Source organism: Leifsonia shinshuensis (genome assembly GCF_031456835.1).
Classification (GTDB): domain Bacteria; phylum Actinomycetota; class Actinomycetes; order Actinomycetales; family Microbacteriaceae; genus Leifsonia; species Leifsonia shinshuensis_C.
In genome coordinates this window covers 2,833,220-2,847,108 of record NZ_JAVDVK010000001.1, presented here as the reverse complement: position 1 = coordinate 2,847,108, position 13,889 = coordinate 2,833,220, and the positions used below count along the sequence as shown (strand labels likewise).

At 72.6% G+C, this 13,889-nt stretch carries 11 protein-coding genes; 4 read left to right on the top strand and 7 right to left on the bottom strand.

Annotated elements, in window-relative coordinates:
• Positions 1-5: 5 nt before the first annotated feature.
• Together J2W45_RS13885 and J2W45_RS13880 are read left to right on the top strand one after the other, a co-directional pair.
• On the top strand, positions 6-1,982 hold the full coding sequence (locus J2W45_RS13885; protein WP_310132910.1) for a M13 family metallopeptidase: 1,977 nt from the start codon (positions 6-8) through the stop codon (positions 1,980-1,982).
• Between the two features lie 158 nt (positions 1,983-2,140).
• On the top strand, positions 2,141-3,049 hold the full coding sequence (locus J2W45_RS13880; RefSeq protein WP_310132906.1) for a serine hydrolase: 909 nt from the start codon (positions 2,141-2,143) through the stop codon (positions 3,047-3,049).
• A gap of 16 nt (positions 3,050-3,065) precedes the next feature.
• Here J2W45_RS13880 and J2W45_RS13875 read toward each other — a convergent pair whose 3' ends face one another.
• The 5 genes from J2W45_RS13875 to J2W45_RS13855 all read right to left on the bottom strand — a co-directional run bounded on the left by J2W45_RS13875 (position 3,066) and on the right by J2W45_RS13855 (position 8,009).
• A complete protein-coding gene (locus J2W45_RS13875; protein ID WP_310132903.1) occupies positions 3,066-3,554 on the bottom strand; it encodes a GbsR/MarR family transcriptional regulator in 489 nt (162 codons plus the stop codon).
• 67 nt (positions 3,555-3,621) lie between these two features.
• The gene (locus J2W45_RS13870) at positions 3,622-5,316 is read right to left on the bottom strand and encodes an ABC transporter permease (RefSeq protein WP_310132902.1); all 1,695 of its coding nucleotides are present in this window, start codon (positions 5,314-5,316) and stop codon (positions 3,622-3,624) included.
• Complete coding sequence (locus tag J2W45_RS13865) at positions 5,313-6,266, bottom strand: ABC transporter ATP-binding protein (RefSeq protein ID WP_310132900.1); 954 nt, start codon at positions 6,264-6,266, stop codon at positions 5,313-5,315. The genes J2W45_RS13870 and J2W45_RS13865 overlap by 4 nt, the downstream gene beginning before the upstream one ends.
• Before the next feature lie 57 nt (positions 6,267-6,323).
• A complete protein-coding gene (locus tag J2W45_RS13860; RefSeq protein WP_310132899.1) occupies positions 6,324-7,208 on the bottom strand; it encodes a hypothetical protein in 885 nt (294 codons plus the stop codon).
• 180 nt (positions 7,209-7,388) lie between these two features.
• Complete coding sequence (locus J2W45_RS13855) at positions 7,389-8,009, bottom strand: hypothetical protein (protein WP_310132896.1); 621 nt, start codon at positions 8,007-8,009, stop codon at positions 7,389-7,391.
• 72 nt (positions 8,010-8,081) lie between these two features.
• On the opposite strand from J2W45_RS13855, the gene J2W45_RS13850 reads away from it, so the two are divergent.
• Entirely contained in the window at positions 8,082-9,425 is a 1,344-nt protein-coding gene (locus tag J2W45_RS13850) for an MATE family efflux transporter (protein WP_310132894.1), read from the top strand.
• A gap of 81 nt (positions 9,426-9,506) precedes the next feature.
• Here J2W45_RS13850 and J2W45_RS13845 read toward each other — a convergent pair whose 3' ends face one another.
• Positions 9,507-10,715 (bottom strand): amidohydrolase, encoded by a 1,209-nt coding sequence (locus J2W45_RS13845; RefSeq protein ID WP_310132892.1) that lies wholly within the window; start codon positions 10,713-10,715, stop codon positions 9,507-9,509.
• A 665-nt stretch (positions 10,716-11,380) separates the two neighbouring features.
• Complete coding sequence (locus J2W45_RS13840) at positions 11,381-12,454, bottom strand: LacI family DNA-binding transcriptional regulator (RefSeq protein WP_310132889.1); 1,074 nt, start codon at positions 12,452-12,454, stop codon at positions 11,381-11,383.
• A 69-nt stretch (positions 12,455-12,523) separates the two neighbouring features.
• On the opposite strand from J2W45_RS13840, the gene J2W45_RS13835 reads away from it, so the two are divergent.
• Positions 12,524-13,789, top strand: coding sequence for an MFS transporter (locus J2W45_RS13835; protein ID WP_310132887.1), 1,266 nt, complete (start codon positions 12,524-12,526; stop codon positions 13,787-13,789).
• Positions 13,790-13,889 lie beyond the last annotated feature (100 nt).

The following is a 13,889-nucleotide window of genomic DNA, read 5'->3' as shown; positions in this document are numbered from 1 at the left end:
GGCGCATGACGCTCGATTCCGGCATCCGCACCGACGAACTCGATGAGACGATCCGCCCGCAGGACGACCTGTTCCGGCACGTGAACGGCAAGTGGCTCGACCGCACGGAGATCCCAGCCGACAAGGCGCGCTGGGGATCGTTCATGATCCTGGCCGAGGAGTCCGAGAAGGCGGTCCACGAGATCGTCGAGCGGGCGCAGACCGCCGACGAGGGCACCGAGGAGCGGAAGTTCGGCGACCTGTACACGAGCTTCATGGACGAGGAGCGCGTCGACGCCCTGGGCGTGGAGGCCATCCGCGACGAGCTGACCTTCGCCGACGGTGTGGACAGCATCCCGAGCCTCCTCGAGACGGTCGGGAAGCTGGAGCGCCGGGGCCTCGGCGGCTTCTACCAGCTGTTCGTCGACAACGACCCGGGCGACCCGGAGCGCTACCTCGTGTTCCTGGAGCAGTCCGGGATCTCGCTGCCGGACGAGTCGTACTTCCGCGAGGAGCGGTTCGCCCCGGTGCGCGAGGCGTTCGTGGCGCACATCCAGCGGATGTTCGAGCTCGCCGGGTTCGACGACGCGCCGGCCCGCGCGCAGCGCGTGTTCGACCTGGAGACGGCGATCGCGGCCCAGCACTGGGACAACGTGGCCTCCCGCGACTCGGAGAAGACCTACAACCTCTACAGCTGGGCCGACGCGACCGCGGTCTTCGACGGCGGCGCTCCGGCCGGCCACGAGGCCGACCTGAACGTCTGGGCACAGGCCCTCGGAGCGCCGGAGGGAGCGCTGGCCGAGGTCGTCCTGCGGCAGCCGTCGTTCACCTCCGGGCTCGCCGGACTTCTCACCGAGGACCGCCTGGACGCGTGGCGCGACTGGCTGAGCTGGCAGGTCGTCCACGGTGCGGCGCCGTACCTCTCCGGCGACTTCGTCGAGGCCAACTTCGACTTCTACGGCCGCACGCTGACCGGCACCCCGCAGATGCGCGCCCGCTGGAAGCGCGGCGTCTCCCTCGTCGAGGGCGCGATGGGCGAGGCCGTCGGCCGCATCTACGTGCAGGAGCACTTCCCGCCCGCCGCCAAGGAGCAGATGGATGCGCTCGTCGGCAACCTGATCGAGGCCTACCGGCAGAGCATCCGGACGCTCGACTGGATGGGCGAGGAGACCCGCAAGCGCGCGCTCGACAAGCTCGAGAAGTTCACGCCCAAGATCGGCTACCCGGTGAAGTGGCGCGACTACTCCAGCCTGGAGATCGACCCGACGAACCTGGTCGCCAACGTGCGCGCGGCCGCCCTCTTCGAGTTCCACCGCGAGCTCGGCAAGATCGGCAAGCCGCTGGACCGCGACGAGTGGTTCATGACCCCCCAGACGATCAACGCCTACTACAACCCGGGCTTCAACGAGATCGTGTTCCCGGCGGCGATCCTGCAGTTCCCGTTCTTCGACGCCGACCGCGACGCCGCCGCCAACTACGGCGCCATCGGCGCGGTCATCGGTCACGAGATCGGCCACGGCTTCGACGACCAGGGCTCCAAGTTCGACGGCGACGGCCGCCTGGAGGACTGGTGGACGGAGGCGGACCGCGCGGCGTTCGAGAAGCGCACCGCGAGCCTGATCGAGCAGTACAACGCGCTCGCGCCCGCCCAGGTGCCGGAGCACCACGTCAACGGCGCGCTGACCATCGGCGAGAACATCGGCGACCTCGGCGGCCTCGGCATCGCCTGGAAGGCGTACCTGCTGTCGCTCGGCGGCGAGGAGCCGCCGGTGATCGACGGGCTCACCGGTGCGGAGCGGTTCTTCCTCTCGTGGGCGCAGGCATGGCAGCAGAAGGGACGCGACGAGGAGGTCATCCGGCTCCTCGCCATCGACCCGCACGCGCCCAACGAGTTCCGGTGCAACCAGATCGTCCGCAACATCGAGGCGTTCTACGACACCTTCGGCGTGACCGACGGTGACCGGCTCTGGCTGGCGCCCGAGGAGCGGGTGACCATCTGGTGACCCTCGGGCCCCTCCCGGATCCGGCCGCCCATGGCCCCCGATCACGGGGTAACATCGTCCCTGTCGTCTCCGCGGACACCCTCGCGGAACGGCGGCGGAGCCGGGTGGGGCGCCGCGATTCCGGGAGAACCGATTCGGAAGAAAGACCCAGCGACACCGTGACGATCCAGGCACAAGAGTCCGCACGCCGAGCACGCCAGGCGACAGCCGGTCGTGCCAGGCACCGGGCGCCGGGATCGACCGAGACGTTCAGCCGCGGCTTCGACGCGCTCGGGCGGCTCGCGGTCTCCGGGGTGCAGGTGTCGGCGCGGGCGACCGACCTCGCCACGGGCGCTGTGCTCTTCTCGGTCGACGACCACATCGTCATGCCGACCGCCAGCATCGGCAAGGTGCTCCTCCTCGTCGAGGTGGCCGCACGGCTGCAGTCCGGCGAGCTGAGCCCGCTCGCCCACCTCGACCGCGACCCGCGCGACGTCGCCGGCGACTCGGGCATCTGGCACCACCTCCACGTGCCCTCGCTGCCGGTCGCGGACCTCGCGGCGCTGGTCGGCGCGACGAGCGACAACCTGGCGACGAACGTCCTGCTCCGCCGGGTCGGCCTGGAGGCGGTCAGCGCACGCACGGAGTCGCTCGGCCTCACGCGCACCGCGCTGCTCGACCTGGTACGCGACCACCGCGGACCGGATGACGCACCCCAGCTGTCCGTCGGCAGCGCCAACGAGCTCACCTGGCTGTTCTCGGCGCTGGCCCGCGGCGAGATCGTCAACCCCGCGACGAGCCAGCGCGTGATCGCGTGGCTGTCGCTGAACAGCGACTTCTCGCTGGTGTCGAGCGCGTTCGGCCTCGACCCGCACTCGCATCGGCATCCCGAGCACGGCATCCTGCTCGTCAACAAGACCGGGACCGACGACGGCGTGCGCAGCGAGGTCGGCGTGCTCCGCGGTCCGCGCGCCGGCGTGACGTACGCGGTGTCGACCTACTTCGACGACACCAGCCTTCCGGAGCGCTTGGCGGTCATCGACGGGATGCGCGCGGTCGGGCTCGACCTGCTCGAGTACGTGTTCTGAGGGCGCTGCCCGCGCGTCACGCGTTCCGCGCGGCGTCGTTCCGGGAGGCGCGGACCTGCTCCCACTCCGCGATCATCTCGGGGAGCCGCTCCTGCACGAACCGGTAGAAGCCGGCCATGTCGCGCAGGCGCTCCGTCGCGGGCGAATCCGGGTCGCCGACGGCGGCGAGACCCGCATCCGCCTGGTCGGCGAGGGTGCCGTAGATCGGGCTGTTGCGCACCATGAGGGCGTACCAGTCGCTGGGGAGCTCGTAGCGGTCACGCCGGGTGCCGGTCTGCGAGAGGCGGCGGATGATGCCGATCGTCTGCAGGTAGCGCACGGCGCCGGAGATCGCGGCGGGGCTCACGTCGAGCCGTTCGGCGAGTTCGGCCGCCGTGAGACCGGGTGTCTCGGTGACGGTCAGGGCCATCATCACCCGCGCGGGCATCCTCGGCATCCCCGCCGCGGTGAGCACGGCCGCGGAATGCTCCATCACCTCGGCGAGCGCCGCCTCGTCTTTGGCCATGGATCCGTCCCTCTGTTCGTGCTGGATGAGCGGCCTCACGCGCTGAGTGGCCGCCCGCCCGCGCTGACTATCCGATCGCGAAGTCTCTCCGGCGGATCAGCGCCGCGGAGCCCGCGAGGGCCGCGACGGTGATTCCGAGCATCCAGTATCCCCCGGTCCAGTCGACGTTCCCGACGACGACCGGGGCGTCGGCGAAGGGCGAGACGTGCCGCAGCCACTCGGGCAGCTTGATGAGGCCGCCGAAGATGCCGACGAATGCGCCGAGACCCAGAGCCGCCCAACCGACCGGGATGGTCCAGGTCGGGAGGACGACGAACACCAGCGTCAGCACGCCCAGGTAGACCAGGGCGACCGGCAGCTGCGCCGCCGCCGCCGAGAACGAGTCGCCGATGGTGGAGGCCGGCTCGCCCGCGGACACGGCCGACAGTCCTGAGGCGACCGCTGCGGCCAGCAGCACGAGCACGATCGCGATCAGCCCGACGGCCACGATCGAGAACAGCCAGCGCACGCGCGAGAGCGGCGTCGCGAGCAGCACCTCCGCCGTGCCGGACGCCTCCTCCTGCCGCAGCCGGATGACGCACTGCACGGCGGCCGCAGCGGCGAGCACGCCGACGATGGAGAAGATCGCCGAGATGAAGAGCTGCGTGAGCGGGCCGGAGCCGCCCGCGCCGATCCGCGTCATCGCCTCCCGGATGCCCGCGAGGTCCGGGTTCTGTGCGAGCGAGCTGTTGATCGCGCTGCCCAGGGCTCCCGCGAGCAGTCCGCCGAGCGCGCCGCCGACGGTCCAGCCGACGACGGTCGGCCACTGCAGGCGCCAGGCCAGTCCGAACATCCCGCCGAGCGCCGGGGAGGCGTCCGCGCGCCCCGGACGCGCTGCGATGAGGCCGGCCCCCGAGTCCCTGACCGCCTGCAGGCCGAAGACGCCCGCGACCAGCACCGCCGCGAGAGCCACCTGGAGGAGGAGCGGCCGCGGGTCGTCGGCGGTGAACGCGGCGGACTGCTCGCCCCAGCCGATGGGGCTGAGCCAGCTGGGCCACGCCGCGCGCAGGTGCGTGCCGTCGCCGAACGGCGTGCCCATCGCGTCCCCGATGCCGCGCAGCACATAGGCCAGGAGGACCACCGCCGCGGAGAAGCCGTTGGCGGCGCGGGATGTGCTGAACACCTGGGCGAGCAGGAGACCGACCCCGAAGAACGCGAGCCCGGCGCCGCCGGTGACCGCGCCGGCCACGAACGATCCCGCGACCGGGAGACCCGTCGAGATGAACCCCAGGGCGACGAGCACGGCGAGCAGGATGTTCGCCAGCGTCGCGTGGATCACGGTCGCGGTCGTCGGCAGCAGCCGGCCGGCCGGGCTGGACGCGATCAGCTCGGCGCGGCCCGACTCCTCCTCCGCGCGGGAGTGACGCACGGCGAGGAAGGTGTTCATCAGGCCGGCCAGCAGCGCGAGGAACGTGAAGATCTCGAAGAAGGTCAGAGCCGCGAGGGTCGTCCCCTGCGGCAGACCGCGGAGGACGAGGATGGTCGGGTCGGCGATCGCGAGGCGGATCAGCTGCACGCGCGACGCCGCGCTTCCGTACGTCTGCTGCAGGCTCGCGGCGGAGAACGCTCCGAGCGCCGCGATCGAGAGCAGCCAGATCACGAGCTGCCAGCGGTCGCGGCGCAGGCGCTGGCGGACCAGCGCGGCGAGGGTCGCGGCGGTGCTCGACCGGGGCGCCGTCGCACGTGTCGCAGCCGGCGCCGCGGGAGTCGTCACGGTGGTCATCGCGCCGCTCCGGCCGGCGCGGCGGCCCGTCCAGCGGTGTCCTCGCCCGGGTCGTCGCCGTAGTGGCGGAGGAACAGCTCCTCGAGTGACGGCGGTGCGACGGTGAGACCGCGCACGTCGAGGCGCGCGAGCGCATCCAGCACCGGTCCGAGCGCATCGCTGTCTGCGGTGAAGCGCACCCGGCCCTCGCGGACGGTGGCATCATGGGCGCCGGGCACCCGCGCCAGCGCCTCCGGCGGGACGGCCTCGGCCCGGAAGGAGATCTCGGTGCGGGTCAGATGCCGCAGCTCGTCGAGCGTGCCCGTCTCCACCGTGCGGCCGGCCCGGATGATGCTGACCCGGTCGCAGAGCTGCTCCACCTCGGACAGGATGTGGCTCGAGAGCAGCACCGTGGCCCCCTCGGCGGCGACGCGGCGGATCTCGGCGTCGAACACGGCCTCCATCAGCGGGTCGAGACCGCTGGTCGGCTCGTCCAGGATGTACAGGTCGGCCGGGGTGGCGAACGCGGCGACGAGCGCGACCTTCTGCCGGTTGCCCTTCGAATAGGCGCGGCCCTTCTTGGTCGGGTCGAGCTGGAAGGCTTCCACGAGACGCTTCTTGCGCGCCGCGTACGCCGCCCGGTCCGCCGTTCCGCCCCGCAGGCGGCCGAGCAGGTCGATCGCCTCCCCGCCGGACAGGTTGGGCCACAGGCTGACGTCGCCGGGAACGTAGGCGATCCGGCGGTGCAGCTCGACCGCATCCCTCCACGGGTCGCGGCCGAACAGGGCGGCGCGGCCGCCGTCCGCGCGCGCCAGGCCCAGCAGCACCCGGATCGTGGTGGACTTGCCCGCGCCGTTCGGCCCGAGGAAGCCGTGGACGTCTCCCGGAGACACCTCCAGGTCGAGGCCGTCGAGGGCGCGCACGCGCCCGAATCGCTTTTCGAGTCCGGAGACGTCGATCACCGCATCCATGGACGGCATGCTACGCCGTTTTCAGTAATTCGTGAAAGCTATGTTTTCAGCGAAGCATCATGCTTGTCCGCAATCGACCGCATCGATGCCGGCGTAGTCGTGCACCGACGCGGAGTCGGGGATGGTGAACGTGTACGGGACGCCCTCCTCCAGATCGACCGTCGTGCTCCACTGGTCCACCTCATCGCCGTCCGGCGTGTCCGAGAACCCGGCCGTGACCGTAGCGCCCGCGCAGGTCTGGTCGGGGGTCAGCTCGAACGTCCAGCCGTCGACGTAGTGCACGTGGACGCCGTCGACGTCGTAGTCGTCGACGGTCGCCGGGTCGTCCGGGGCGGCGTCCGTGGGGTCGTCCGACGGCGTGTCCGAGGGAGCGGCGAACGGCGCCTCGGTCGACGATCCGCCCGGCTGCGCGAGACGGCTGGAGTCGTGGGCGATCGCGGCGATGGTGAACAGTGCGACCAGGAGGATGACGAGCCCGCCGGCCATGCTGCCGAGCGTGATGCCCACGATCGCGCCCGTCGAGAGCCCGCGGCGCGCCGGCGGCGCGGGGTACCAGGGGGCGGGGGCGGCCGCATACGGAGGCTGCTGCGGCGGGTAGCCGGGAGGTGGCGGGGTGAACGGCTGGCCGGTTGGATGCTGCGGGGGTGTGGGAGGCTGCGATGCAGACGGCTGCGCTGCGGCCTGCGGGGGTGCGGGAGGCTGCGCTGCGGACGGCTGCGCCGCAGGAGGCTGCGTGGCCGGTGAGTGCATCGCCGCGCTGTTGCCCCCGGGCGCCTGCCACGAGGATGCGGCGAGCAGCGCATCCCGGGCCGCCGTCACCGCGTCGCGCCGCTGCACGTCGGCACCGGCCTCCACGATCCGCTGCTCGTATGCCCGCTGCACCTCGTCCGTCCCGGCCGAGGCCGGGATGCCGAGCAGTTCGGCCGCTTCGTTCGGACTCACCGCGCCCTCCATCTTCCACCGGCGCAGCTTCCACCGGCGCCGCAGCGCCGGGCACGCGGTGGCCGGGTCAGCGCGTCCGGGACGATCGTATCCGCCGGGCGCACAGGAGCCCGACAGGGTGGCCTTAGCCGACGGGCCTCGATCGTCTGCGGCACTCGGACACGGTCTCCGCGGCCCCGCTCAGGCGCTCAGCGTCGTGAGTCCCCGACTCAGCCCCTGGTCGCGCCGCCCCGGACGCTCCGCCGTCGCGATCTCGCCCAGCTCGCGCATCGTCCGGGCGTAATAGCCGCCTGCGACACCCGAACGATAGGCGGCCGGCTGCAGGTCGGCCTCGTTGCGCAGCCGGATCTCCGCCCGCGCCGCCTCGATGGGCGTGATGATCTTGACGCCGGCGCGGTACCGGATCAGGCGGTGCACCCACTGGTCCAGCTGCTCCGGAAGACCGGAGGGAACGCGGTCGTGCTCGCTCGCGAGGGAGCTGCGCGAGCGTCCCCCCGTTCGGTTCTCGACGGGCGCGCCCCGATCCGCCGCCTCGCGCTCTGCCCGCCGTCGGTCCGCCGCCATGACCGACAGCAGGTCGTCGTGGCGGTTCGCCTGCCGGGAGAGCACGTCGAGCTCATCCAGGGCGGCCGCGTACTCATCCTCGTATCCGGCGTAGTCGTCGGGATGCGCGGCGCGGTCGTGCGTCAGGTCGGCGCGAGCCGTGGCCGCCTGAGCCCGCGTGAGCACCGTCCGGCCGCTGCGCACGCGCTCCAGGCGCCAGGTCCAGGTGGCGAGACGCTCCGGCATCAGGTGGCTCATGCGTCCACCGTATGGGCGGCCACCGACATCGGACGGAGCGGGCCCGCGCGTCGGTGGGGCGGGCTAGCGTGGATGGTCGTGAGCACCATCCTGCGCCGCCGGCCTATCGATCGGGAGATCCTGCGTCTCGCCGTTCCGGCGCTCGGCGCGCTCGTGGCGGAGCCGGTCTTCCTGCTCGCGGACTCGGCGATGGTGGGGCACCTGGGAGTCGACCCGCTTGCGGGTCTCGGGATCGCCAGCGCGGTGCTGCAGACGGTGGTCGGGCTGATGGTGTTCCTCGCGTACAGCACCACCCCCGCGGTGGCCCGCCGGATCGGCGCCGGCGACCTGCGCGGCGCGGTCGCCGCCGGGGTCGACGGCTGCTGGTTCGCGCTCGCCCTCGGCGTCGTCCTCGCGGCGGCGGGGTTCGCGGCCGCGCCGTTCCTGGTCGGCCTGTTCGGCGCATCCCCGAGTGTGACCGCGCGGGCGACGCAGTACCTCGCGCTCTCGATGTTCGGCCTGCCCGCCATGCTGCTCGTGTACGCCGCGACCGGCCTGCTGCGCGGCCTTCAGGACACCCGCACGCCGCTGGCCGTCGCCGTGGCCGGGTTCGGCGTCAACATCCTGCTCAACTACCTGTTCATCTACGTGGCGGGTCTCGGGATCGCCGGCTCGGCGCTCGGGACCGTCGCCGCCCAGTGGGGCATGGTGGCGGTCTACGTCGTCATCGTGGTGCGGCACGCCCGCCGTGCCGGCGCATCCCTCCTCCCCCACCACTCCGGACTCGGACGCACCGCGCGCTCGGGCGGCTGGCTGTTCCTGCGGACGGCGAGCCTCCGCGCCGCCATGCTGCTGGCCGTCTTCTGCGCGACGCAGCTGGGACCCGACGAGCTTGCCGCGTTCCAGGTCACGATGACGGTGTTCGCGACCCTCGCCTTCGCGCTCGACGCGCTCGCCATCGCCGCCCAGGCGCTGATCGGCAAGGGCCTGGGCGAGGGAGACCTGGAGAGCGTGCGCGCCGTCCTGCGCCGCTGCCTGCAGTGGGGTGTCGGCGCGGGCGTCGTGCTGGGGCTGGTCACGATCGCGCTCAGCCCGGTCGCGGCGGTGGTCTTCACCTCGGATCCGTCCGTCGCCGCGCTGCTCCCGCTGTCGCTCGCGATCGTCGGAGTGGGCGCACCGCTCGGCGGGTACGTGTTCGTGCTCGACGGCGTGCTCATCGGAGCGGGAGACGCGCGGTACCTGGCGCTGACGGGGCTCGTCAACGTCGCGGTGTTCGTCCCGTTGGCCATGGCGGCCGCGGTGTTGGGCGGCCACGACGGCGGCGGGCTCGCGGCGCTCACGGCCGCGTTCGCGATCGGGTACCTCGGCGCCCGCGCGGTGACCCTGGGGTTGCGGGCGCGGGGGCGCCGGTGGATGCGGGCGGGGGCGACCGTCTAGGGGTTCCGGCGGCTGCCGGGCGCGCTGCCGGGTCGGTGGTCGATGCGCGGCCCGCCGCTGCTGTCGCCGCCCCGGTGGGCGTCAGCCCAGCCACTCCCGCGCCGCGACCACCAGCGCGCGGACCCCGGTGTCGATCGTCGGCTGCGGCAGCGGTGCGAAGAACGGCGAGTGGTTGGTCGGGATGTCGGTCTCCACGGTCCCGGCCGCCATCGCGCGGAGCACGGTCTCCGGGTCGGCGCCTCCGAGCATCCAGTACACGAGGGGGGCTCCGGCCGCGGTGGCCAGGTTCCCGACGTCCTCGCTGCCCGACAGCGCGCCCGGGTGGAGCACGCTCGCCTCGCCGAACTCCCGCGCGAACGCGGTGTTGACCCGTTCGGTCGACTCCGGATCGTTCACCGTGACCGGATAGCGCTCGCCCCACTCGATGTCCGGATCCTGCGGGGCGCCCGACGCGTGCGACTCGGCGGCGATGACGCGGTGGACGCCATCCAGCACCTTCTGCCGCACCTCCTCGTTGAAGCTGCGGACGCTGATCCCGAGCGTCGCCTCCGCCGCGATGATGTTGTTCTTGTTCCCCGCGTGGAGGCTGCCCACCGTGACGACCGCCGTGTCCTGCGGCGCGATCTCGCGGGAGACGACGGTCTGCAGCCGCATCACCGTCGCGGCGGCCATCACGACCGGGTCGATCGTGGTCTCGGGACGCGAGCCGTGGCCGCCGCGGCCGTGGAGCGTGACCTCCATCGTGTCGACCGCCGCCATCGCGGCGCCGGGGTGCGCGCCGACCATGCCGGCCGGGTAGGGCAGCACGTGCTGGCCGAGCACCACATCCGGGACGGGCACCTTCTCGAACAGGCCGTCGTCGACCATCACCTGCGCGCCGCCGCCGTGCTCCTCGGCCGGCTGGAACAGCGCGACCAGGGTGCCGGACCACTCCGTCCGGGCGGCGTCCAGCGCCTCGACGGCGCCGAGAAGGCAGGTGATGTGGATGTCGTGGCCGCACGCGTGCATCAGCGGGATCGAGTTGCCCGCCTCGTCGGTGACCGACTGCGTGGACGCCCACGCGAGGCCGGTCTGCTCGCGCACAGGGAGCGCATCCATGTCGGCCCGCAGCAGCACCGTCGGGCCGTCACCGTTGCGCAGCACGCCGACCACGCCGGTCGTCGCGATGCCGGTGTGCACCTCGAGGCCGAGCTCCGTGAGGCGGTCGGCCACGATGCCGGCGGTGCGGTGCTCGGTGAACGCGAGCTCGGGGTGGGCGTGCAGGTCGCGGTACAGGGCTTCGAGATCCATACGGCCACCCTACGACCGGGGGCGCTGGGCCGCTGGTGGGGGTGGGGTGGGGCCGGGTTGGCGGCGCGGGTCGTCGGAGAACGGTGTTGAAATCTCCGACGCAAGGCTCTGCGGAGGGAGATGCGCGGCTGATCGGCGCGGATCTCCGACGTAAGGCGACGGATCTCCGACGCACCGCGCCGGCGCGGGGGAAGCGGGCGACAGCGGGCCAGGGAGGGCGGGCGGCAGCACGATCGTCGGAAGAAGGGTCCCAAATCTCCGACACAGCGCTCTGCGGAGGGAGATATGGGGTAGATCGGCGCGGATCTCCGACGAACGGCGTCAGATCTCCGACGCAACGCCGGGCACGGTGACCGGGCAAGAGCGGCGCCGTAGGGCCCGGCGGCAGCACGATCGTCGGAGAAAGGGTCCCAAATCTCCGACGCAACGCTCTGCGGATGGAGATGGGGGGGTAGATCGGCGCGGATCTCCGACGAACGGCGTCAGATCTCCGACGCAAGGCGCCTGCGCGGGTGACAGGGCAATCCCCCACTGAAGGTCACGGATGTCAGACGCAACGATGGGGACGGCGCAACGACGGGCACGCCGAGGTGCGCCGCCCGCGCGGCGCGGCGACCACGCGGCGCGCCGCCGCGGCGACCGCGCGGGCGCCGCCCCCGCCCGCGCTACGCGGCGGGGCGCGGCGCGGCCGTCGTGTTGCCGCGGTGGAAGACGCTGGTGAACGTGGAGGGGCGGGGCACGCCGCCCTCCAGCATCTCGACGACCGCTCGTCCGGCGGCGCGACCCTTGTCGACGGCGGGCTGCACGAGGGTGGTGAGGTCGTAGGGCCACAGGCCGTCGACGCGGACGCCGTCGAAGCCGACCACGCTGACGTCGCCGGGGACCTCGAGTCCCAGCTCCTCCGCCGCGCGGATCACCCCGGCGGCGAGGAGGTCGCTCTGGGCGATGATCGCGGTCGGGCGGGTGGACGGAGCCTCGAGCAGGGCGCGGCCGGCGAGGCGGCCCTCCTCCACGAACGAGCCGCGCGTCACCCATCCGCCGGCGTCCGGGAAGACGTCGCGGGCTCCGGCGAGGCGCTCGATCGCGGTGGTGGAGCTCGCCGCGGCCACGCGGTCGGGCGTCAGTGCGCCGCGCGCTCGGTCGCGCGTCAGCGACAGGGTGACGACGGCCACGTCGCGGTGACCCAGGTCGGAGAGGTGCTGGGCGGCGACGCGCGTCGCCTCCCGGTTGTCTTGCCCGATGGTCGGGACGCCGTCGGCCGGGTCGCCCTCGATCGCCACCAGGGGGATGCCGCGCTGGCGGAGCATGGCGACCGACTCGTCCAGGCGGGGGCTGCAGCCGATCAGGACCACCGCGTCCATCGGGGCGTCCTCGATGCGCTGGGCCGTCTCCCCCGCGTCGGTGAGGATGAGGAGGCCGGCGTCGATCGCGCCGATCTCCTCGGTGATGCCGTCGAGCAGGGCGATCTTGATCGGGTCGCGGAACGCATCCCGAACGCGCTCCTCCATGACCACGCCGACGATCCCCGAGCGTCCGCGGCGCAGCGAACGCGCCCGCGGGTCGGGTCCGGCGTAGTTGAGCTGCTTCGCGGCGGCCAGCACGCGCTCGCGCGTCGCCTCGGAGACCGGTCCGGTGCCGGAGAAGGCGAGAGACGCGGTCGAGTTGGACACGCCGGCCAGGCGGGCGACCGCGGCGAGGGTGGGGCGCGCGGTCGCCGGGGCTGTGCTGGGTTCGTTCACGTGTGATAGCTTAGTCGAATCGTTTCGATCGAAACGATTCGAGCCACCAGACACTCAGGAACAGCGACGATGTCACAGCCGACCTCCGCCCCGACGCGCACCCGCCGAGAGCTGACCGCGTGGCGCAACGCCGTGTTCGTGATCTTCATCCTCAGCGGGCTCGCGATGGCCACCTGGGTGGCGCGCATCCCGGGCGTCCGCGACGACCTCGGCCTCGGCAAGGACCCCTCCGCGGTCGGCCTCCTCATCCTCGGGATGTCGGTCGGCGCGATCGCCGGCCTCTCGGTGTCGTCGCCGCTCCTCGTCCGCTTCGGGCCGCACAAGGGGATGGTCGGCGGGCTCGTCATCGTGGCCATCGGAACTTTGAGCATCGGTTTCGGGTCGACCACGTTCCACAGCGTCCCGCTGGTCGCGATCGGGCTCATCCTGCTCGGCTTCGGCAACGGCATGGTCGACGTGATGATGAACGTCGAGGCGACGGCGGTCGAGCGCGAGATCGGGAAGACGCTGCTGCCCCTGATGCACGCGTGCTTCAGCCTCGGGACGGTCTTCGGCGCCGGCATCGGCGCGCTCGCCGCCTGGCTGCTGGTGCCGGTCGCCTGGCACCTGCTGGGCATCGCGGTCGTGATCGTGGTCGTTGCCGTGGTGGCGATCCGTTTCATCCCGCGCGAGGCGGAGCTGGGGGACGACGCGGTCGAGACGGAGCGCATCCCCTTCGGCGAGCGCTTCCGCACCTCGCTGGCGGTGTGGGCCGACTGGCGTCTCATCCTCATCGGCGTGGTCATGCTCGGGATGGCGTTCGGCGAGGGCTCGGCGAACGACTGGATCTCGCTGGCCGTCGTCGACGGACACGGCCAGACGAACTCGGTCGGCGCGGTCGTCTTCGGCTTCTTCGTCGCGGCGATGACGGTCGGCCGCGTGGTCGGCGGACCGATCGTGGACCGCATCGGACGCGTCGCCGCCATCCGCATCACGGCCGGCATGGGGGCGGTCGGACTCGTGCTCTTCATCGTCGGCGGACCGATGTGGGTCGTCGTGATCGGGACCGTGCTCTGGGGCTTCGGCGTGTCGCTCGGCTTCCCACTCGGCATGTCGGCCGCCGCGGACGGCGCGGCGAACCCGGCCGCCCGCGTGTCGGCCGTGGCGATCATCGGCTACTGCGCGTTCCTCGCCGGACCGCCGCTTATCGGCTTCCTCGGGCAGCACTTCGGGCTGCTGAACGCACTGTTCCTCGTGCTGGCGCTGCTGGTCGCGGCGTTCCTCGCGGCGCCGGCCGTGCGCCCGGTGTCGGCGCCGCCCGCCGACCGCCGGCAGAAGGCGGCCGAGCCCGCCTGACCCGCGGGGCGGGCGCGGAACGGGTGCGGCCCGCCTCGCGAGTAGCGACATCAACTCACCACTCGCGCGCAATTCGCGCATCCACTCACGACTCGAGGCC